This window comes from Pseudomonas allii (assembly GCF_055380095.1).
Window position 1 is genome coordinate 1,702,843 of the sequence record NZ_AP039450.1, and the last position, 17,315, is coordinate 1,720,157.

At 62.6% G+C, this 17,315-nt stretch carries 22 protein-coding genes; 14 read left to right on the forward strand and 8 right to left on the reverse strand.

What is annotated here, in order from left to right; genetic code table 11:
• The first annotated feature begins 7 nt into the window (after positions 1–7).
• The 4 genes from ACZ445_RS07685 to ACZ445_RS07700 all read left to right on the forward strand — a co-directional run bounded on the left by ACZ445_RS07685 (position 8) and on the right by ACZ445_RS07700 (position 3,193).
• Positions 8–607 (forward strand): class I SAM-dependent methyltransferase, encoded by a 600-nt coding sequence (locus tag ACZ445_RS07685; RefSeq protein ID WP_058425100.1) that lies wholly within the window; start codon positions 8–10, stop codon positions 605–607.
• A 122-nt stretch (positions 608–729) separates the two neighbouring features.
• Positions 730–1,863 carry a ribonuclease D gene (gene rnd, locus ACZ445_RS07690; protein ID WP_058425099.1) on the forward strand — a complete coding sequence of 378 codons (1,134 nt, stop codon included), beginning with the start codon at positions 730–732 and terminating at the stop codon, positions 1,861–1,863.
• Positions 1,860–2,153, forward strand: a complete 294-nt coding sequence (locus ACZ445_RS07695; protein ID WP_058425098.1) for a YcgL domain-containing protein — start codon at positions 1,860–1,862, stop codon at positions 2,151–2,153. The genes rnd and ACZ445_RS07695 overlap by 4 nt, the downstream gene beginning before the upstream one ends.
• 107 nt (positions 2,154–2,260) lie before the next feature.
• On the forward strand, positions 2,261–3,193 hold the full coding sequence (locus ACZ445_RS07700; RefSeq protein ID WP_058425097.1) for a D-2-hydroxyacid dehydrogenase: 933 nt from the start codon (positions 2,261–2,263) through the stop codon (positions 3,191–3,193).
• A 35-nt stretch (positions 3,194–3,228) separates the two neighbouring features.
• On the opposite strand, the gene ACZ445_RS07705 is transcribed toward ACZ445_RS07700, so the two are convergent.
• Positions 3,229–3,813 carry a nitroreductase family protein gene (locus ACZ445_RS07705; protein ID WP_058425096.1) on the reverse strand — a complete coding sequence of 195 codons (585 nt, stop codon included), beginning with the start codon at positions 3,811–3,813 and terminating at the stop codon, positions 3,229–3,231.
• A 154-nt stretch (positions 3,814–3,967) separates the two neighbouring features.
• Between ACZ445_RS07705 and ACZ445_RS07710 the strand changes: the two genes are divergently transcribed.
• A complete protein-coding gene (locus ACZ445_RS07710) occupies positions 3,968–4,417 on the forward strand; it encodes a YcgN family cysteine cluster protein (RefSeq protein WP_003172524.1) in 450 nt (149 codons plus the stop codon).
• A 13-nt stretch (positions 4,418–4,430) separates the two neighbouring features.
• Entirely contained in the window at positions 4,431–5,651 is a 1,221-nt protein-coding gene (locus tag ACZ445_RS07715) for a hypothetical protein (protein ID WP_310862723.1), read from the forward strand.
• A gap of 55 nt (positions 5,652–5,706) precedes the next feature.
• Here the strand turns inward: ACZ445_RS07715 and ACZ445_RS07720 are convergent, their stop codons facing one another.
• From ACZ445_RS07720 to ACZ445_RS07730, 3 genes are all read right to left on the reverse strand, one after another.
• Entirely contained in the window at positions 5,707–6,048 is a 342-nt protein-coding gene (locus ACZ445_RS07720; protein WP_058425094.1) for a YgaP family membrane protein, read from the reverse strand.
• Positions 6,049–6,116: 68 nt separating this feature from the next.
• Positions 6,117–6,584 (reverse strand): RNA methyltransferase, encoded by a 468-nt coding sequence (locus ACZ445_RS07725; RefSeq protein WP_003189607.1) that lies wholly within the window; start codon positions 6,582–6,584, stop codon positions 6,117–6,119.
• Between the two features lie 170 nt (positions 6,585–6,754).
• Positions 6,755–7,129 carry a YajD family HNH nuclease gene (locus ACZ445_RS07730; RefSeq protein ID WP_025858458.1) on the reverse strand — a complete coding sequence of 125 codons (375 nt, stop codon included), beginning with the start codon at positions 7,127–7,129 and terminating at the stop codon, positions 6,755–6,757.
• Between the two features lie 98 nt (positions 7,130–7,227).
• Here ACZ445_RS07730 and ACZ445_RS07735 point away from each other — a divergent pair, with 98 nt between their 5' ends.
• The gene (locus ACZ445_RS07735; RefSeq protein ID WP_464705004.1) at positions 7,228–8,148 is read left to right on the forward strand and encodes a ParB/Srx family N-terminal domain-containing protein; all 921 of its coding nucleotides are present in this window, start codon (positions 7,228–7,230) and stop codon (positions 8,146–8,148) included.
• A 4-nt stretch (positions 8,149–8,152) separates the two neighbouring features.
• Here ACZ445_RS07735 and ACZ445_RS07740 read toward each other — a convergent pair whose 3' ends face one another.
• Positions 8,153–8,833 carry a spermidine synthase gene (locus ACZ445_RS07740; protein ID WP_464705005.1) on the reverse strand — a complete coding sequence of 227 codons (681 nt, stop codon included), beginning with the start codon at positions 8,831–8,833 and terminating at the stop codon, positions 8,153–8,155.
• 78 nt (positions 8,834–8,911) lie between these two features.
• On the opposite strand from ACZ445_RS07740, the gene ACZ445_RS07745 reads away from it, so the two are divergent.
• Entirely contained in the window at positions 8,912–9,190 is a 279-nt protein-coding gene (locus tag ACZ445_RS07745; protein WP_058425091.1) for a hypothetical protein, read from the forward strand.
• On the opposite strand, the gene ACZ445_RS07750 is transcribed toward ACZ445_RS07745, so the two are convergent.
• Together ACZ445_RS07750 and ACZ445_RS07755 are read right to left on the reverse strand one after the other, a co-directional pair.
• Positions 9,187–9,660 carry a cyclic nucleotide-binding domain-containing protein gene (locus ACZ445_RS07750; protein WP_310862726.1) on the reverse strand — a complete coding sequence of 158 codons (474 nt, stop codon included), beginning with the start codon at positions 9,658–9,660 and terminating at the stop codon, positions 9,187–9,189. The genes ACZ445_RS07745 and ACZ445_RS07750 overlap by 4 nt on opposite strands.
• A gap of 68 nt (positions 9,661–9,728) precedes the next feature.
• A complete protein-coding gene (locus tag ACZ445_RS07755) occupies positions 9,729–11,771 on the reverse strand; it encodes a S9 family peptidase (protein ID WP_464708181.1) in 2,043 nt (680 codons plus the stop codon).
• Between the two features lie 25 nt (positions 11,772–11,796).
• Here ACZ445_RS07755 and ACZ445_RS07760 point away from each other — a divergent pair, with 25 nt between their 5' ends.
• Genes ACZ445_RS07760 through ACZ445_RS07770 form a run of 3 tightly spaced genes read left to right on the forward strand, consistent with a single transcriptional unit; the run spans position 11,797 to position 13,694 of the window.
• Complete coding sequence (locus tag ACZ445_RS07760) at positions 11,797–12,333, forward strand: hypothetical protein (RefSeq protein WP_058425328.1); 537 nt, start codon at positions 11,797–11,799, stop codon at positions 12,331–12,333.
• 30 nt (positions 12,334–12,363) lie between these two features.
• Entirely contained in the window at positions 12,364–13,140 is a 777-nt protein-coding gene (locus ACZ445_RS07765) for a class II glutamine amidotransferase (protein ID WP_058425088.1), read from the forward strand.
• Positions 13,141–13,151: 11 nt separating this feature from the next.
• On the forward strand, positions 13,152–13,694 hold the full coding sequence (locus tag ACZ445_RS07770; RefSeq protein ID WP_310862729.1) for a DUF2937 family protein: 543 nt from the start codon (positions 13,152–13,154) through the stop codon (positions 13,692–13,694).
• A gap of 143 nt (positions 13,695–13,837) precedes the next feature.
• Here ACZ445_RS07770 and ACZ445_RS07775 read toward each other — a convergent pair whose 3' ends face one another.
• On the reverse strand, positions 13,838–14,761 hold the full coding sequence (locus tag ACZ445_RS07775; RefSeq protein WP_464708182.1) for a LysR family transcriptional regulator: 924 nt from the start codon (positions 14,759–14,761) through the stop codon (positions 13,838–13,840).
• Positions 14,762–14,937: 176 nt separating this feature from the next.
• Here ACZ445_RS07775 and ACZ445_RS07780 point away from each other — a divergent pair, with 176 nt between their 5' ends.
• The 3 genes from ACZ445_RS07780 to ACZ445_RS07790 are packed head-to-tail and all read left to right on the forward strand — an operon-like array spanning position 14,938 to position 17,284.
• A complete protein-coding gene (locus ACZ445_RS07780) occupies positions 14,938–15,678 on the forward strand; it encodes a 5-oxoprolinase subunit PxpA (RefSeq protein ID WP_464705007.1) in 741 nt (246 codons plus the stop codon).
• A complete protein-coding gene (gene pxpB / locus ACZ445_RS07785) occupies positions 15,675–16,379 on the forward strand; it encodes a 5-oxoprolinase subunit PxpB (RefSeq protein ID WP_464708183.1) in 705 nt (234 codons plus the stop codon). The genes ACZ445_RS07780 and pxpB overlap by 4 nt, the downstream gene beginning before the upstream one ends.
• Positions 16,376–17,284, forward strand: coding sequence for a 5-oxoprolinase subunit C family protein (locus ACZ445_RS07790; protein ID WP_058425083.1), 909 nt, complete (start codon positions 16,376–16,378; stop codon positions 17,282–17,284). Before pxpB ends, ACZ445_RS07790 begins: the two co-directional genes overlap by 4 nt.
• Positions 17,285–17,315: the final 31 nt, after the last annotated feature.

The window sequence follows — 17,315 nt, forward strand, 5'->3', positions numbered from 1 at the left end:
GCCCGTGATGTCGCCACACACTCCTTCCTCCATCGAGATTGAATACGCCGAGCGCTGCGGTCGTGAGCACGCCAGGGTCTGCGGCGACACGCGTCCGCCCGGGCTGATGCGGCGCCTGGCGGCCTGGCGCGACGAGTGGTTGGTGCGTCAGGCCTTGAAGGTTGCGGGTGAGCCGGGCCTGATCCTCGACCTGGCCTGCGGTTCGGGGCGCTTCTGGCCGGTGCTGGCCGAACACGTCAACCGGGTCATCCTGGCGTCGGACAACTCCCAGGACATGCTCGACCATGCCCTTACCCACCACCCGGCGGCCCTGCTCAAGCGGGTCAAGACATTCCAGGGTTCGGCGTTTTCCATCGGCTTGTCAGCCAATGCAGTGGACTGCATTTTCTGCCTGGAATTGTTTCGCCATGTGCCCAGCAGCGAAGGGCGCCAGGCGTTGCTGCGTGAGTTTCACCGGGTCAGCCGCGACTCGGTGATTGTCTCTGTGCCATCTCGTACAAGCGCTGAGGAGGAGTTCCGCCAGGCCGGTTTCAAGGTCCTGAGCCACCACGAGTTCATGCCGGGCGCCAACCTGTGGCGGGTCTACGTTCTTCGTAAGAGAGGATAACTCCCGCCTGTCGGACTATTCTTCATCTCCTGTCTGAGTTTTCATGGTCGGCTGTGCACTGCGGATGCTCGCTAGCCCCTTTCGCGATATATACTGCGCGCCATTCTTCAAGGGAGAGCCGTGTGGCCATCGATATTCACTGGATCTGCGACAACGATAGCCTCGGCCAGCATTGCGCCGAATGGCAGCAGTTGCCATTCGTCGCCCTCGACACCGAATTCATGCGGGTCGACACCTTTTATCCCATTGCCGGGCTGATCCAGATCGGTGATGGCGTGCGCGCTTACCTGATCGATCCCCTGACCATCGACAATTGGCAACCCTTGGCTGCGCTCCTGGAGAACCCGGCGGTGATCAAGGTGCTGCACGCCTGCAGCGAAGACCTCGAAGTGTTGCTGCGCCTGACTGGCAGCCTGCCGGCGCCGTTGTTCGACACCCAATTGGCGGCGGCTTACCTGAACCTCGGTTTCTCCATGGGCTACTCGCGCCTGGTGCAAGCCGTGCTGGACATTGAGCTGCCCAAGGGCGAGACCCGTTCGGACTGGTTGCAGCGGCCATTGTCCGAGACCCAGGTCAGCTACGCCGCCGAAGACGCGGTGCACCTGGCCGAGGTTTATACGCGGCTGCGTCCGCGATTGACCGACGACAAATACGCCTGGGTGCTGGAAGACGGTGCCGAGCTGGTCGCCAACCTGCGCCGCGAAGTCGACCCGTACGAGGTGTACCGCGACGCCAAGCTGGCGTGGAAACTGTCCCGCGCCCAGCTCGCCGTGCTGCGTGAACTGTGCGCCTGGCGCGAACAGCAAGCCCGCGCCCGTGATTTGCCGCGCAACCGCATCATTCGTGAACACTCGCTGTGGCCCCTGGCCAAATCCCAGCCGGATAACCTCGCCGCCCTGGGCAAGATCGAAGACATGCACCCGCGCACCGTGCGTCAGGACGGCCAGTTCCTGCTGGACCTGATCAAGCGTGCCGGCAGCGTGCCCATGGACCAATGGCCGCCCGCCGTTGCCGAGCCTCTGCCGGTGGATGCCGCCGCGCTGATCAAGCAACTGCGTGCCCTGGGCCAGGCTGAGGCCGAGCGCCTGGACATGGCACCGGAGCTGATGCTGCGCAAGAAAACCCTCGAAGCCCTGGTCAAGAGTGGCTACCCCGATGGGCCTTACCAATTGCCAGACTCGCTGCGTGGCTGGCGCCGCGAGTTGATGGGCCAGGCGCTGCTCGACAGCCTGGCCACCGCCGGAGAACAGCCTTGAAACGTATTTGCTCCATCTACCGCAGCTCCAAACGCGCCGGTATGTACCTCTATGTGCTCAAGAGCGATGCCCTTGAGCGTGTGCCTGACGCGCTGATCACGATTTTCGGCAAGCCGGCCCACGCGTTCGACCTGGTGCTGACACCCGAGCGCAAGCTGCAACAGGAAGACATCGTGCAAGTCCTGGAAAACCTCGACAAGCAGGGCTACCACCTGCAAATGCCGCCGGCCGAGGACGAGTACATCGAACACTTGCCCGAAGAGCTGTTGCGCCGCAACGACCCGATGTGATCGACCGGTGCCCCGTCCGGGGCACTCGCTTCAATGGAATCGTATAAGTGGGCGGTGGCCGTAAGGAAGCGGGCGGCCGTCCGTAGTGTTTTTGAAAGGTTTTATGCATGCGCGTTCTGATTGCTGAACAGGATCACCCGCTCTACGCCCAATTGCTCGGCGAAGCGGCACCGGACCTTGAAGTGCTGACCAGCGGCGACTCGGCCGAACTGTCGCGCCTGGCCGCCGATTGCCCGGTATGGCTGGGCCAGCCGGACCTGTTGGCCACATTGTTGCGCCAGGGCCATCGCCCGCAATGGCTGCAATCGACCTGGGCGGGCATCACGCCGCTGCTGGCCGACGGCTTGCCGCGCGACTATCGCCTCACCCGTGCCGTGGGCATTTATGGCCAGGTCATGGCTGAGTTTGTCCTCGCTTATATGCTTGGCCATGAGCGCGAAGTGCTGGCCCGCCTGGTCAGCCAGGTCGAGCGCAAATGGGACAACCGCACGGGCCAGAGCCTGGCGGGGCGCCAGGTGTTGATCGTCGGCACCGGTGATATCGGCCAGAGCGTTGCCGAGTTCCTCGTGCCGTTTGGCGTCAAGCTGTACGGCATTGCCAGTTGCGTACGTGAGCAGGCGCCGTTTATCGAAGTGGCCGGGCTCGACCAGTTGGGCCGGCTGGTGGGGGAGGTGGATTACGTGATCAACCTGCTGCCCAACACGCCGAGTACCCATGACCTGTACGACGCGGCGCTGTTCAAGCAATTCAAGCCGACCGGGTTGTTTATCAACGTCGGGCGCGGTGTGGCGGTGGTGGACGCCGACCTCGTCGAAGCGCTGAAAGAAGGGCACCTGGCGGGTGCGGTGATCGATGTCTGTCGTCAGGAGCCGTTGCCGCAACGTCATCCGTTCTGGACCGCTTGGGGGTTGCTGCTGACCGGGCACAGCTCCGCGCCGACCTCGCCGGCATTGATGGTGGAGCTGTTTGTGCAAAACCTGCGGGCGTATCAGGCCGGGCAAGACTTGCGCGGTAACGTGGATTTCGAGCGCGGTTATTGACAGCAGGGGAGCCGGCATGCCGGCTCCTCTTGGCATTACAGGCTGAAGTCACCCTCGGACACCAGCTCGCTCAGTGGCTTGCGCGGGCTCGGCGCTTCACGGCCTTGCAGGTACTCCGGCAGGCTCGATTTGTCCCCCAGCTTGCCAACCGCCACGGCGGCATGCAGCGCATAACCTTCCGGGATCTTCAGCTCTTTGCGAGTCAGTTCCTGATCGAAGCCGGCCATGCCGTGGGTGTGCCAACCGCTGAGGCTGGCTTGCAGCGCCAGGTGGCCCCAGGCGGAACCAGTATCGAAGGTGTGCCACAGCGCCGGGGTTTCTTCCGTGGCGCCGGGGGCGGTGAAGTCGGTTTTCGAGGCGATGATCACCAGGGCCGACGCATGTTGTGCCCAGCCACGGTTGAATTCATTCAGCAAACCCAGGAAGCGTTCCCAGTCCGGCGTGTCGCGGCGTGCGTAGAGAAAGCGCCAGGGTTGGGAGTTGTAGGCGGAGGGTGCCCAGCGTGCGGCTTCGAAGAAGCTCAGCAGGGTTTCCTTGGAGATGCTCTCGCCGGTGAAGGCGCGAGGCGACCAGCGGTCGGTGAACTGGGTGTGGATCGGATAGTCGGCAACACGTGTCATGGAGCAGTTCCTGATCGTCAATTCGGCCCTCAAAGCTACTGTGCAGTCACTAGACTGACAAGTGTTGTAACACCGCCAGTCGTAAGCGCTTGGATCCCGCAGCCGTGGGCACTAGACTGGCGGCCTTTTCACCTACCGATACTGATGTAGAGCCATGGCCGCCAAAGTCGAACCTTTCTGGATACGCAAAACCCTCGAACACCTCGACCAGGAGGAGTGGGAGTCGTTGTGCGACGGCTGTGGCCTGTGCTGCCTGCAAAAGCTTGAAGATGAAGACGACAACAGCGTCTATTACACGCGTATCGCCTGCAAACTGCTCGACCTCAAGACCTGCCAGTGCACCGACTACCCCAACCGTCGTGCGTCGGTGCCGGACTGCATCCAGCTCACCCCGGGCCAGGCCGACCAGTTCAAATGGCTGCCGCCCACCTGCGGCTATCGCCTGGTCAGCGAGCGCAAGGACTTGCCGCTGTGGCACCACTTGGTCTGCGGCGACCGTGATGCCGTGCACCATGAACGCATTTCCCAGTCCGGGCGCATGCTCAGCGAAGGCAGCGTGCCCGAGGACGACTGGGAGGACTACCTGATTTTCCGCGCGGGCTGAAAGGGGAGTGTGTATGAGGGTGGTAACCAAGCTGGCGGCAAGCCTGGTGTTGTTGGCACTCAGTCAGCCTGGGTGGTGCGCGAAGAAAGTCGACCTGGATTATCACGTCAAACTGCTGCCCCAGAGCGATCAGGCCGAGGTGCGCCTGAGCCTGTCCCAGGGCTCGGCGGTGCGCAGCCTGAACTTCGACCTGGGCCGCGACGGCGACTACAGCGACTTCAAGGCCGACGGCCAGTGGAGCGTCAAGGAGCACCGTGGGTTGTGGCAACCCAGCGCCGACAAGGCCAGCCTGACCTACCGCGTACGTCTCACTCATGCGCGCAAGCCGGGCAGCTACGAAGCACGGATGACACCGGGCTGGGCGCTGTTTCGCGGGGAAGACCTGGTGCCGACGGCGCGGCTCGACCAGCAGGACGGCGTAGAATTGGTCTCGCGCCTGGTGTTCGAACTGCCGGCCGGCTGGAAAAGCGTCGAAACCGCCTGGCCGCGCATCGGCAAGAACAAGTTTCGCATCGACAACGTGTCGCGCCTGTTCGACCGGCCCACCGGTTGGATGCTCGCTGGCAACCTCGGCAGCCGCCGGGTGCGCCTGGGCGAAACCGAAGTCACCGTGGCCTCGCCCAAGGGCCAGGCCATGCGCCGTATGGATGTGTTGACGCTGCTGACCTTTGTCTGGCCGCAGGTGGAAACGGCGTTCCCGCGGCACCCGGCCAAGTTGCTGGTGGTCGGCGCCAGCGACCCGATGCGCCGTGGTGCCTTTTCGGCGCATGACTCGGTCTTCCTCAACAGCCGCACCCCGTTGGTCAGCGAGCACGGCGGCAGCCCGTTGCTTCGTGAAGTGGTGCAGGCGATAGGGCGTTTCAACGATCACGACACCAGTGATTGGATCAGCGAAGGCCTGGGCGAGTATTACGCTATCGAGCTGCTGCGCCGCGCCGGCGGCATCACCGATGAACGTTATCAGGCGATACAGGCGCGCTTGGCGAAGGAAGGCAAGGACGTGACCAGCCTGCGTGGCGAGCACGTCAGCGGCGCGACAGTGTCACGGGCGGTGGTGGTGTTGCAGGAGCTGGATCGCGAGATCCGCGTGAAGACCCATAACAAGCGGTCGCTGGATGACCTGGCCCAAGCGGTGATGCGGGCCAACCGCATCACCACGGCGGAGTTTGTGCAGCTTGCCGAGAGCATCATCGGCGAGTCGTCGGTGGTGCTCGACAGCAAGTTGCTGCACTGATCCCAAGCCCGCTCCCACTCCCACATTTAGATCTCCATTGTTTGGAAGATCTTCTTTAGCCAGTGGTTTTTTCAGCAGCCACTTCTGCCTTGGTTTTCAGGTTTTTCAGCTCGGCACCGGCCCGCTCGATCTTCGTACGCACCGTGTTCATTTCCTGGCGGCCCTGTTCCAGCTTGTCCTTGAGCGAGCTGTGCCCGGTAAAGCCACGGGCCAGCGCAACGCCGCCAATCGCCACCTGGATCAGGCCGAAAATCCCGCCACGGCGCAGGCCTTTGCCCACCATCATCACGCCACCGGCCACCGAGCCGATGCGCTCCCACCCGTGCACGTTCTGCTTTGGCTGAGTTTCAAAGGGCGTGTGTTCGATGATAGGTCGCAAGGTTTTGCTGTCGCTCATGATCTGTCTCCAACAAGGGCTATTGATAAATAGCTGACTGCCAGCAGGCGCCGGATGTTCCCGAAATATCAGTACTTGGGGCCCGAACGGGTGTTGTTGCCCTTGGCCAGGCGGTCGTAGAGCACCACGTTGACCGTGGCGGCAAGGTTCATGCAGCCGGTGGTCGGGATGTAGACCACGTCTTCGCACCAGTCGCGGATCTCTTTATCCAGCGAGCCGTCTTCCGGGCCGAAAATGTACAGCGCACGGTCGGGGTGGGTGTATTCGGGCAGAGGGCGGGCGCCCTCTACCAGCTCCACGGCAACGGGGATGCAGCCCAGGGGCAGGATCTTTTTCAGGTCGTCGATGCCGATCAGCGGAATGTCGTGGTGGACCTTCTTGGTGTCGGTGATGAAATCCCGGGCGCGCTCGTAACGCACGCCGGTGTAGAACACCGAGGCCACGCCGTAGCAACCGGCGGCGCGCATGACAGAGCCGACGTTTTCGGGGGATTTGGGGTTATACAGACCGATGCAGCTGTAGCGTTTATTGCCCACGGGGAAGGGTGCCTTGGAGAAAAACGGCGATTATACGGCCTTGGGGGGGTGTGTTGCTTGGACGATCGCCATCGAGGGCAAGCCCCCTCCCACACTAGGCTTGCGTACGCCGGTCAGAATGTGGGAGGGGGCTTGCCCCCGATGAGGCCGGTGCTAACACCAATGGACGATCAGTCGTCTTTCTTCATCAACCCCGCCAACGCCGCAAACGGGTTATGCGTGGCCTTGGCAATTGTCGGGCTGCTGGTGGAGCCTTCGCCGAAGTACTGCTGGTCGGTGTAGCGCGAGTGTTCGTTGTCGTGGCAGTACAGGCACAGTAATTCCCAGTTGGAACCGTCCTGGGGATTGTCATCATGATTGTGGTTACGGTGGTGTACCGTCAGTTCACTCAGACGTTTGCCCGAGAACTCACGGGCGCAGCGGCCGCACACGTGGGGGTACATCTTCAAGGCTTTGTCGCGGTAGCCCATTTCCCGGTCGCGCTGGGCATCGGCAAGGATGCGATCCAGCTTGGCGGTGTGGGAGGGCGGGTTGGTCGAGCTCATCATGGCTCCTGGCTATTTTGTGGTTCACGGATAGGGTTGATTCTAGCCGCTCGCGACGTAAATAACCGCTTCACTTTACTCATAAGGATCTGAAACGCATGCGCCTGTATTCATGGACTGTTGCACTGTTGTTGTGTGGGGTAGCTGCCCACGCCCAAGCGTTTTCCACGCCAAAACCCGGGCAGGTGATCGAGGTGGCCCTCGAACAACTGCACCCGACCCAGGCCGTGGTGGGCTTTGACCAGATTTACTACAGCCTGGGCCTGTTCGCCGACAAACCCGCCAAGGTCTTCGATGAATACTGCGAGACCAACGGCCAGGGCGAAGCCGACAACGTGCCCAAAGGCGCGGACCTGCACCAGCCGTCGAGCTTTACCTGCCAGGACCCGGTCGGCACCCACACCGACGACATGAAAACTGTTGTAGTCGGCCCCGGCGGCCAGTTGTACCTGACCGACGGTCACCACAGCTTCACCACCCTGTGGGAAGTGCCGGGCGGCGGCCCTCGCTTGAACATGTGGGTCAAGGTCACCGATGACTTCAGCAACAGCCCGGACATGAAGAGCTTCTGGCAGCGCATGCAGGCCGCGCGCAAGGTCTGGCTCAAGGACAAGCAGGGCCAGACCCTGCCGCCCGAGCAGTTACCGGCGCACCTGGGGTTCAAGAATCTGCAGGACGACACCTTCCGCAGCCTGGTGTACTTCACCCGCAAGGCCGCCTATGGCAAGCCGGACGCGGGGGAGGTCGCGCCGGAGTTCCTGGAGTTCTACTGGGGCAATTGGCTGCGCACTCAAATTGACCTGGGCAAGTACAACCTGAACAAGAAGGGCGGTTACAAGGACGCCATCGAAGCCGTCGCCAAGCGCATGGTCAGCCTGGCGCCGGGTTCACAGGTGGGCGACAGCGGGTTTACCGCCCACCAGCTGGGTGGCATGAGCAAGCTCGACCGTAACGAGCTGGAAAAGACCTTCGACAAAAAAGTGCCGTACGTGATCGATTACCGCAGTTCCCTGCGCTAGCGGATCACACCTTCTGTGCAATCCAGATGGTATGCCGCGTGCCCTTGTTGCCATGGGCAAACACCTGCACTTCCTCGGCCTTGAAACCGGCCTTGCGCAGTCTGTCGCTGAACAGCTTGTCCGCGCTGGCCGACCACACGGCCAGCACGCCTTTCGGGCGCAGGGCCTTGGCGCAGGCGGCCAGGCCACCGGCGGAGTAAAGCCAGCTGTTGGCCTTTTGCGTGAGGCCTTCGGGGCCGTTGTCCACGTCCAGCATGATCGCATCAAAACCCTGGGGTTCGGCCTGCAGCACCTTGGCCACATCCTCCAGGCGGATCACCGTGCGCGGGTCCAGCAGCGGCCGGCCGGATTTCTCTCCCAGCGGCCCACGGTTCCATTCCACGACCCCCGGCACCAGTTCTGCGACGACCACTTCGGCGGTCTTGCCCAGGTGTTTGAGCGCCGAGGCCAGGGTGAACCCCATGCCCAGGCCACCGATCAACACCCGCGAATTCGGACGACCGGCAACTCTGCGGCAGGGAATTTCCGCCAGCGCATCTTCGGAGCCGTGCATGCGCGTGTTCATCAATTGGCCGCCGTCACCGCCCTGGATCTTGATGACAAAATCTTCACCGTATTCGAACAGGCACAAGGCACCGCCGTTGTCGGGGATCGGGGTGGTGTCCAGCAGAACGAAACGTTTCATGGAAATCTCATTGGGAAGGGCATTCTTGCGCGGTTGGGAGTAGCCTTGTGACATTCCGGTCAGGCCATGGAGCCATCGATGAAGTGCAGCATTCTAACGGTCATTGTGTTGAGCGCGCTCGCATTGGGTGCGGCGCAGGCTCAGGAGTTGCAAACCGTACCGGTCGCGCCCGCCCCGACGCCAGGCGCGCCGGGCACTCCGACGCCGACGTTGTACCCGCAAGTCACCCCGCCGGCCGTGCCCAAGACCAACGGCTCGCCACCGCTGGTGCCCATCGTGCTGCCGACGCCGCCGAAGGACCAGACGGTGCCCGGCCTGCTGCAAAACGACAGCAAGCCGAAGTCGCCGGGCGGTTAAAACTGTTGCGACAGTAGCTGCCCGTCGGCCATGCGCAGGCGCTTGGACAGGGCAATGGCAATCGCGCGGATGATCTTGGCGGCAACCCTGGGCGCCTCGTTGAGCATCTTTTCCAGGGAGTCCCGGCCCAGGTTCAGCAGTACACAGTCGCTGGCCGCCACGCAGCTGGCGGAACGCCGCTCGCCGTCGAGCACCGCCATTTCGCCAAAGGCCCGGCCACTGCGCAGGGTGGCGATAGTCAGGCGCTGGCCGTCATGGTTGGTTTTCTGCACCGCCACCTGGCCACTGTGAAGGATGCACATGAAAGTGCCGGCGTCGCCTTCGAGGAAAATCACTTCGTCCCGGGCAATGCTACTGATGTTGAAGTAGCCGGCGGCGATGTGAAAATCTTCCGGCAACAGAGGGTCGAACAGGCCGCAATCCATGAGCATGTCGCGGATTTCGGTATTCATTAAGGTCGGTAGTGCCATGGCTGCAATCTTGATCCATCAATCAGTAGGCGGTCCTGTGTTCAGACAGGACCGCCCGCCTAAGTTCCTTAGACCAGCCCCAGCGCCTTGAACACGAATCCATATTCGAGCGCTACGTCACGTAATCCCTGGTAACGACCACTCATCCCACCGTGACCGGCGCCCAGTTCGGTCTTGAGCAACAGCAGGTGGTCGTCGGTCTTGGTGTCGCGCAACTTGGCCACCCATTTGGCCGCTTCCCAGTACTGCACGCGGCTGTCGTTGTAGCCGGCGATCACCAGCAGGTGCGGGTAGGCCTGGGCGCTGACGTTTTCGTACGGCGCATAGGCCTTGATGCGCTCATACACTTCGGGCTCCTGCGGGTTGCCCCACTCGTCGTACTCGGTGATGGTCAGCGGCAGCTCGGGGTCAAGCATGGTGTTGAGCACGTCGACGAACGGCACTTCGGCAATCGCCGCCTGGAACAGCGCCGGGCGCTGGTTGAGCACCGCACCGATCAACAGGCCACCGGCACTGCCACCGCTGATGACCAGTTGCCTGGACGTCGTCAGGCCCTCGGCGATCAAGTGTTCGGCACAGGCGATAAAGTCGCTGAAGGTGTTCTGCTTGTGTTCCTGCTTGCCGTTGCGATACCAGGCCTCACCCAGCTCGCCACCGCCGCGCACGTGGGCGATGGCAAACGCCACGCCCCGGTCCAGCAGGCTCAGGCGGGCGTGGGAGAACCAGGGGTCGAGGCTCGAACCGTAGGCGCCGTAGCCGTACAGGTACAGCGGTGTCGGCTTGCCGAGCTGGTCGCGCTTGACCACCAGGCTGATCGGCACCTGGGTGCCGTCCGCCGAGGTGGCCCACAGGCGCTGGCTCACGTAGTCGTCGGCATTGAACACGCCGAGCACCGGGGTCTCCTTGAGCACCTGTTGCGCGCCGCTGGCCAGTTCCAGTTGGCGCACCTGGGCCGGGCGGTTCAGGGCTTCGTAGCGCAGGCGAATTTTGTCGCTGACAAACTCCAGGCTGTTCTGTACGTAGAGGCTGTAGGCGGCGTCGGGCAATTCCACGCGATACACCGGCAGGCCTTCCGGGTGCACCTCGATCACCGGCAGGCCGCCGATGCGCAGGCTCAGGGTCATGGCGGTGGTGTTGAGGCTGACGCCGTCGAGCATCACCTCGTCGCTGTGGGGGATCAGGGTCTGCCATTCGTCTTCGGTCGGCACGTCGCCAATGTCGGTGGCCACGAACAGCGCGTAGTTGATGCCATCGCGGTTGCTGCGGATAAACCAGGTCCATGCGCCATTCAGCTGACCGTGATCGACATCGTATTCATGGTCCTCGACCCGTGGCGCCAGGCAGGTGAACTCCAGCTGCGGCTGGTCGGCATCCAGCGCCCAGACTTCGCTGGTGGTCTTGCTGCCCAGCGACAGCAACAACTGGCGCTCAGAGCTGGAGCGGTAGCAATGCAGGAAGAAACGCCCGTCAGGCTCGTGGAACACCTCCTGCGCTGCCGTGCCATCCAGGCGATAGCGATACAACTTGTGCGGGCGATGCGTGTCGTCCAGCTCGCCGAAGAACAAGGTCAGGCTGTCATTGGCCCAGGTCATGCTGCCGTCGCAATCTTCAAACGCCAGTTCGCTGACCTTGCCGGTGGCCAATTCCTTCACGTACAGGGTGTAGATCTCTTCGCCACTGGTATCGAGGCTGTAGGCCAGGCGCTGGTGGTCGGGGCTGATGCTGAACGCGCCGAGGGAGAAGAAACCTCCATTGGCCAGCACGTTGGGGTCCAGCAACAGTTCTTCGCTGCTGTCGTCCACCTGGTTGCTGTCATCGGCCGGGCGGCGGCAGCGGTAGTGGCGGGCGTACTCGTCACCGGCGGTGGTGCGCGTGTAATACAAGTACGGCCCCCACGGCGAGGGCAGGGACAGGTCGGTTTCGAGGATACGGCCCTTGATCTCTTCGAACAGGCTGTCGCGCAGCGCCTTCTGGTCGGCGAGTTGCGCTTCCTGCCAGGCATTTTCGGCCTTGAGGTAATCGAGCACCTCGGCGCTGTCGCGCTCTTGCAGCCAGGCGTACGGATCGGGGCCTTGGGCCTTGCGGGCAATCGGAGCAGTCGATACAGGCATAGGATTGATCTCTATCTGGCAGACGGTGGCAGGCATTGCAGCCGCGACACGCAAAAGCCGTTATCATAGCCGCCTGTTTGCCAACCTTGCCATGGACACCATGACCGAGAACGACTATCTGACCGCTTGGGGCCTTTACGCCTTCGCCGCTTTGGGCTGCCTGTTGGTGTGGTGGCGCATGACCCGCTGGATCTGGCGCTGGCTGCGCGAGCCGCTGCAATTGCTGATGGCGGTGCTGCTGTTGAGCCCGACCATCGTCGACCCGGTCAAGACCCAGTTCGCGCCGGCGGTGGCCATCACCGCCCTGGACCTGGTGCTCAAGGTCGGCAACAACGCCTGGCGGGCCATCTCCGATCTGTTCATGTACACCATGATTGCCTTTGGCGTGTACCTCGTGTTCGTGCTGATCCGCTGGCCCATCGAGCGCGCCGCCAAGGCCCGCCGTGAACGCAAGGCCGCGGCCGATGCGGCCCTGGCCGCCGAGCCGGATCAAGATGAAGACGACGTGCCCTTCCGCCGTCCTGCACCCGTGAGCGGTATGCGCGTCGAACCGCGCCTTTAACGTCGTCCGCCCTGCAGTGAGAGCCCTGGCATGTGTGAATTATTGGGCATGAGTGCCAACGTCCCCACCGACATCGTGTTCAGCTTTACCGGGCTGATGCAGCGCGGTGGGCGCACCGGCCCCCACCGTGACGGTTGGGGGATCGCGTTCTACGAAGGCCGTGGCCTGCGTCTGTTCCAGGACCCGGCCGCCAGCAGTGAGTCGGAAGTCGCACTGCTGGTGCAGCGTTACCCGATCAAGAGCGAAGTGGTCATCGGCCATATCCGCCAGGCCAATGTCGGCAAGGTCAGCCTGGCCAACACCCACCCGTTCGTGCGCGAACTGTGGGGCCGCAACTGGTGCTTCGCCCACAACGGCCAGTTGGCGGATTTCAACCCCCGCGCCACCTTCTACCGCCCGGTGGGCGACACCGACAGCGAAGCGGCCTTCTGTGACCTGCTCAACCGCGTGCGCGAAGCGTTCCCTGAACCGGTGGACCTTGAAAAGGTGCTGCCGGACCTGATCGCCGCCTGTACCGAATACCGCAGCAAGGGCGTGTTCAACTGCCTGCTCAGCGATGGCGACTGGCTGTTCTGCTACTGCTCGACCAAATTGGCACAGATTACCCGCCGTGCACCGTTTGGCCCTGCGCGCTTGAAAGATGTCGACGTGATCGTCGATTTTCAGGCCGAGACCACGCCCAACGATGTGGTGACGGTGATCGCCACCGAGCCGTTGACCGACAACGAAAACTGGACCCGGTACGAACCGGGCCAATGGAGCCTGTGGCGACGCGGTGAATGCGTCAGCCAGGGCATCACCGAGTAAGGATATCGCCCATGTTGCTCAGTTATCTGCGGTTGGTGCTGTTTGCCATTGGCCTGTTGGTCGGTGTGCAAGTGCCGGGGTTTATCAACGACTATGCCAAGCGTGTCGAAGCCCACCTGATCGAGGCCCAGACCGGCCTCAGCGGGTTTGAAAACACCGCACGGCAGTTCTTCAACGGCGATTTGAAAGCCTTGGTGGCGCATTACCGCGCCAGTGATGATCCGGTGTTCCAGAGCGATGCCAACAGCCTGGGCGCCCTGCTTGATCGCCAAGTGGCGTTGGACAAGCAGTTCCAGGCCATGCAAGGCCCGTGGTACATCCGCGCCCTGCAAGTAGCGGTGGCGGCTGACCCGGATATCCGCCTGGAAACCTGGAACGGCTACAGCTACCAGATCCTGTTGACGCCTGAGGCCATGGGCTGGGGGTTGGGCGGGGCAATGCTGCTGTCGTTTGGCCTGGAATGCCTGTTCCGTCTGATCGACTGGGTGGTGCTGGGCGGCAAGCGCTTGCGCCAGAGCCGGCCGATCGAAGAGCGCGACCTCAAGGGCCTCTGAGACAAACTGTGGGAGGGGCGGTGCGACGGTTCGACTTGCCCCCGATGGCGGTGGATCAGTCACTGATGCATTGACTGACACCCTGCTATCGGGGGCAAGTCGAACCGTCGCACCGCCCCTCCCACAGTTTTAATCCTTTGTCTTCAATGAGGTTGTGTGCTCAATAGCATCCGCTCTGCGCCAACCTCTTCGGCATACCGCGCCACCACCTTCTGGCACAGCCCCACAATCTCCTCCACCAACTCCACCCCCACGCGCCACGACACCACCACCTGCAGATTCGGCAGTTTCTGCGCCATCGGCAACATCACCAACTCCCCGCGCGCCAGCTCTTCGCTGACCAATACCGGCGGCAACGCGCCGATGCCGAACCCGTCGCGTAACAGGCGGGTTATCGCCGACACCGAATTCACGCAGTTCATGCGTGGCGCGGCCACGCCGTTGGCTTGCATCAGGCTGATGACGTCCTGGTGCGGGTGGGAGTTTTTCGAATAGGTGATGATGCGCTCCTGGGCCAGTTCGGCGAGGGAGGCGTAGTCGCGGTTGTAGATCGATTGGCTGGCGACGATCCAGGCCATGGGGTGGCTGGCCAGTTCCAGGCTGCGTACGGTTTCGAGGCGCAGCAGGTCGGTTTGCAGGATCAGGTCGAGGAAGCCTTTTTGCAGTTGATCGCTGAGGTTCAGTGCAGTATCCGCGACCAATTCGATTTCAACGAGGGGGAAGTGGTCCATCAATTCCGCCACCAACGGGCTGAGCCAGGTGTGGATCACCGTGTCCATGGCGCCGATCCGGATGCGCCCGATCTTGCTGCTGGTGGTTTCCAGGGACTGCTTCAGGCCCTGCATGGTCACCATCATCTGCTCGGCGTAATCGAGCACCTTGAGGCCTTCCGGGGTCAGGCTCACGCCCCGTGAGTCACGCAGAAACAACTTCACGCCCAACTCGCTTTCCAGCACCGCGATGCGGCTGGAGATCGAGGCCTGGGTGGTGAACAGTTTTTCGGCGGTCAGGCGAAAACTCTTGAGTTTGGCCACCCAGACGAAGGTTTCGAGGAACTTCAAATTCATGGGATCAACTTTTTCTTATGCATGGATCGGTTTTTATTAGTTGGACGCCGCACCGGGCCAGCGCCAAAAATCGAGCCATTCCACGATAAGCGCCGTTGGGGTGTCAGGACAAGTTGCGAGTTCTGCGTAAAAAATCCCACACTACAAAAAAACAAAGCCTACAGGAGCGACAGTCCGTGAGCCGTCTTCTACTCAATTGCGACATCGGCGAAAGCTTTGGCAACTGGACCATGGGTCTGGATGCCGAAGTCATGCCGTTCATCGATTGCGCCAATGTGGCCTGCGGTTTCCATGCCGGCGACCCGAGCATCATGCGCAAGACCGTCAGCCTGGCGCTCAAGCATGGCGTGCAAATCGGTGCGCACCCGGCGTACCAGGACCTGCAAGGCTTCGGTCGTCGCTCGATGGCTTACACACCGCAGGAAATCCAGGACCTGCTGCACTACCAGATCGGCGCACTGGATGGCATCTGCCGTGCCCAGGGCGGACGGGTCAGCTACGTCAAACCCCACGGCGCGATGTACAACGACATGATGGCCAACCCCGTGCAATTGCGTGCCGTGATCCAGGCCGTGGCGGCCTACGGCGAGTTGCCGCTGATGCTGCTCGCCACCCGCGACAACAGCGCGGCCCAGGCCTTGGGCGACGAATATGGTGTCACCCTGTGGTTTGAAGCCTTCGCTGACCGCGCTTACGACAATAAGGGGCACCTGGTGTCGCGGCAGTTGCCGGGCGCCGTGCACCATGATTCCGACATTATCGTCCAGCAAGCCCTGACCCTTGCCCGTGGTGAAATGTTGATTGCCAGCGACGGCAGCCCGCTGCTCCTGCAAGCCAATACCCTGTGCGTGCACGGCGACAACGCCAGCTCGGTCGCGGCCGTGCAGCGCATCCGCGAGGCATTGAAGCCAGCATGAAGCCACGGATTGAAGTGGTCGCCATCGACTGCCTGATGGTGCGTCTGTTTGAGGTCATCGCCGAGACCAACATGCCGTGGATGCTCGCTGCTACCCAGCGCCTGCGCAGCGGATTTGGCGCGGCACTGGTGGACCTGGTGCCGTCCTACACCACCTTGATGGTGCATTACGACCTCAACGCAGTGAACCCGGCCCAGGCGCGGGAACTGATCGACCAGGCCCTCACTGACCTGCAACCGCAGGCCCAGGGCAGCGGCCAGTGCCATGTGCTGCCGGTGTGGTACGACCTGAGCGTCGGCCCGGAATTGACCTTGCTCAGCCAGCGCAGCGGCTTGGCGATCGACGAAGTGATTCGCCGCCACAGCGCCCACGAATACCAGGTGTTCGCCCTCGGTTTCGCCCCCGGCTTTGCCTTTATGGGCCTGGTGCACGAACTCCTCGCCACCCCGCGCCTCAGTACCCCGCGCAAACGCGTGGTGGCCGGCAGCGTCGGCATCGCCGAACGGCAAACCGCCGCCTACCCGGTAGTGTCGCCGGGCGGCTGGAACCTCATCGGCCGCACGCCGGCCAGACTTTTCGACCGTGAGCGCGACGGCTACAGCCTGATGCAGCCTGGTGACACGGTGCGCTTCGAAGCGGTCGAGCATGCTGAATTCATCAAGTTGGGTGGCGATGACACGCCGTTGGAGGCGCAGGCATGAGCCGCTTACTGATCGAGGCCAGCACGCCGCTGTGCCTGTTGCAGGACGCCGGTCGCTTTGGCGTGCGCCACCTGGGCGTGACCCAGGGCGGGGCGCTGGACTGGGTGTCGATGTCCTGGGCCAACTGGCTGCTGGGCAATGCGCTGGATGCGCCCGTGGTGGAAATCACCCTCGGCGGCTTCACCGTGCACGCCGAGGACTATTGCTTGCTGGCCCTGGCCGGTGCGGACCTGGGCGCGTATATCGACGAACGTGCCATCAGCCCCGGCCGCAGTTTTATCCTGCAAAAGGGCCAGCGTTTGCGCTTTACCCAGCCGTTCAGCGGTGCGCGGGCCTACCTTGCGGCACCGAACGGCTTTGACGCGCCGGATGTGCTCGGCAGTTGCGCCACGGTTGTACGTGAGGAATTGGGCGGGGTGGACGGTTTTGGCAGGGCGTTGGCCGAAGGTGGGCGCCTCGTTTATTCGGGGGCGGGCGGGGCCATGAAGGTACTAAGTGAACCCCAATTGCCAACCGGTGCATCACTGGATGTCATCCTCGGCGCCCAGATTGGCCAGTTCAGCGGCCAAAGCCTGTTCGATGCCTTCAACAGCGATTGGTCCCTGGACAGCCGCGCCGACCGCATGGGCATGCGTTTGTTGGGTACACCTTTGCAGTACCAGGGGCCGTCGCTGATTTCCGAGGGCATTCCCCTGGGCGCGATCCAGGTGCCGCCGGATGGGCAGCCGATTGTGTTGCTCAATGATCGGCAGACGATTGGTGGCTATCCGCGCCTCGGGGCACTGACGCCGTTGTCGCTGGCGCGGCTGGCGCAGTGCTTGCCGGGGGAGACGGTGCGCTTGGCGCCGGTGGTGCAGGAGACGGCGCACCAGCAGCACATCGACTATTTGCGCCGATTTACGTAACACCGCATTTAGAAGGTGGGAGGGGGCTTGC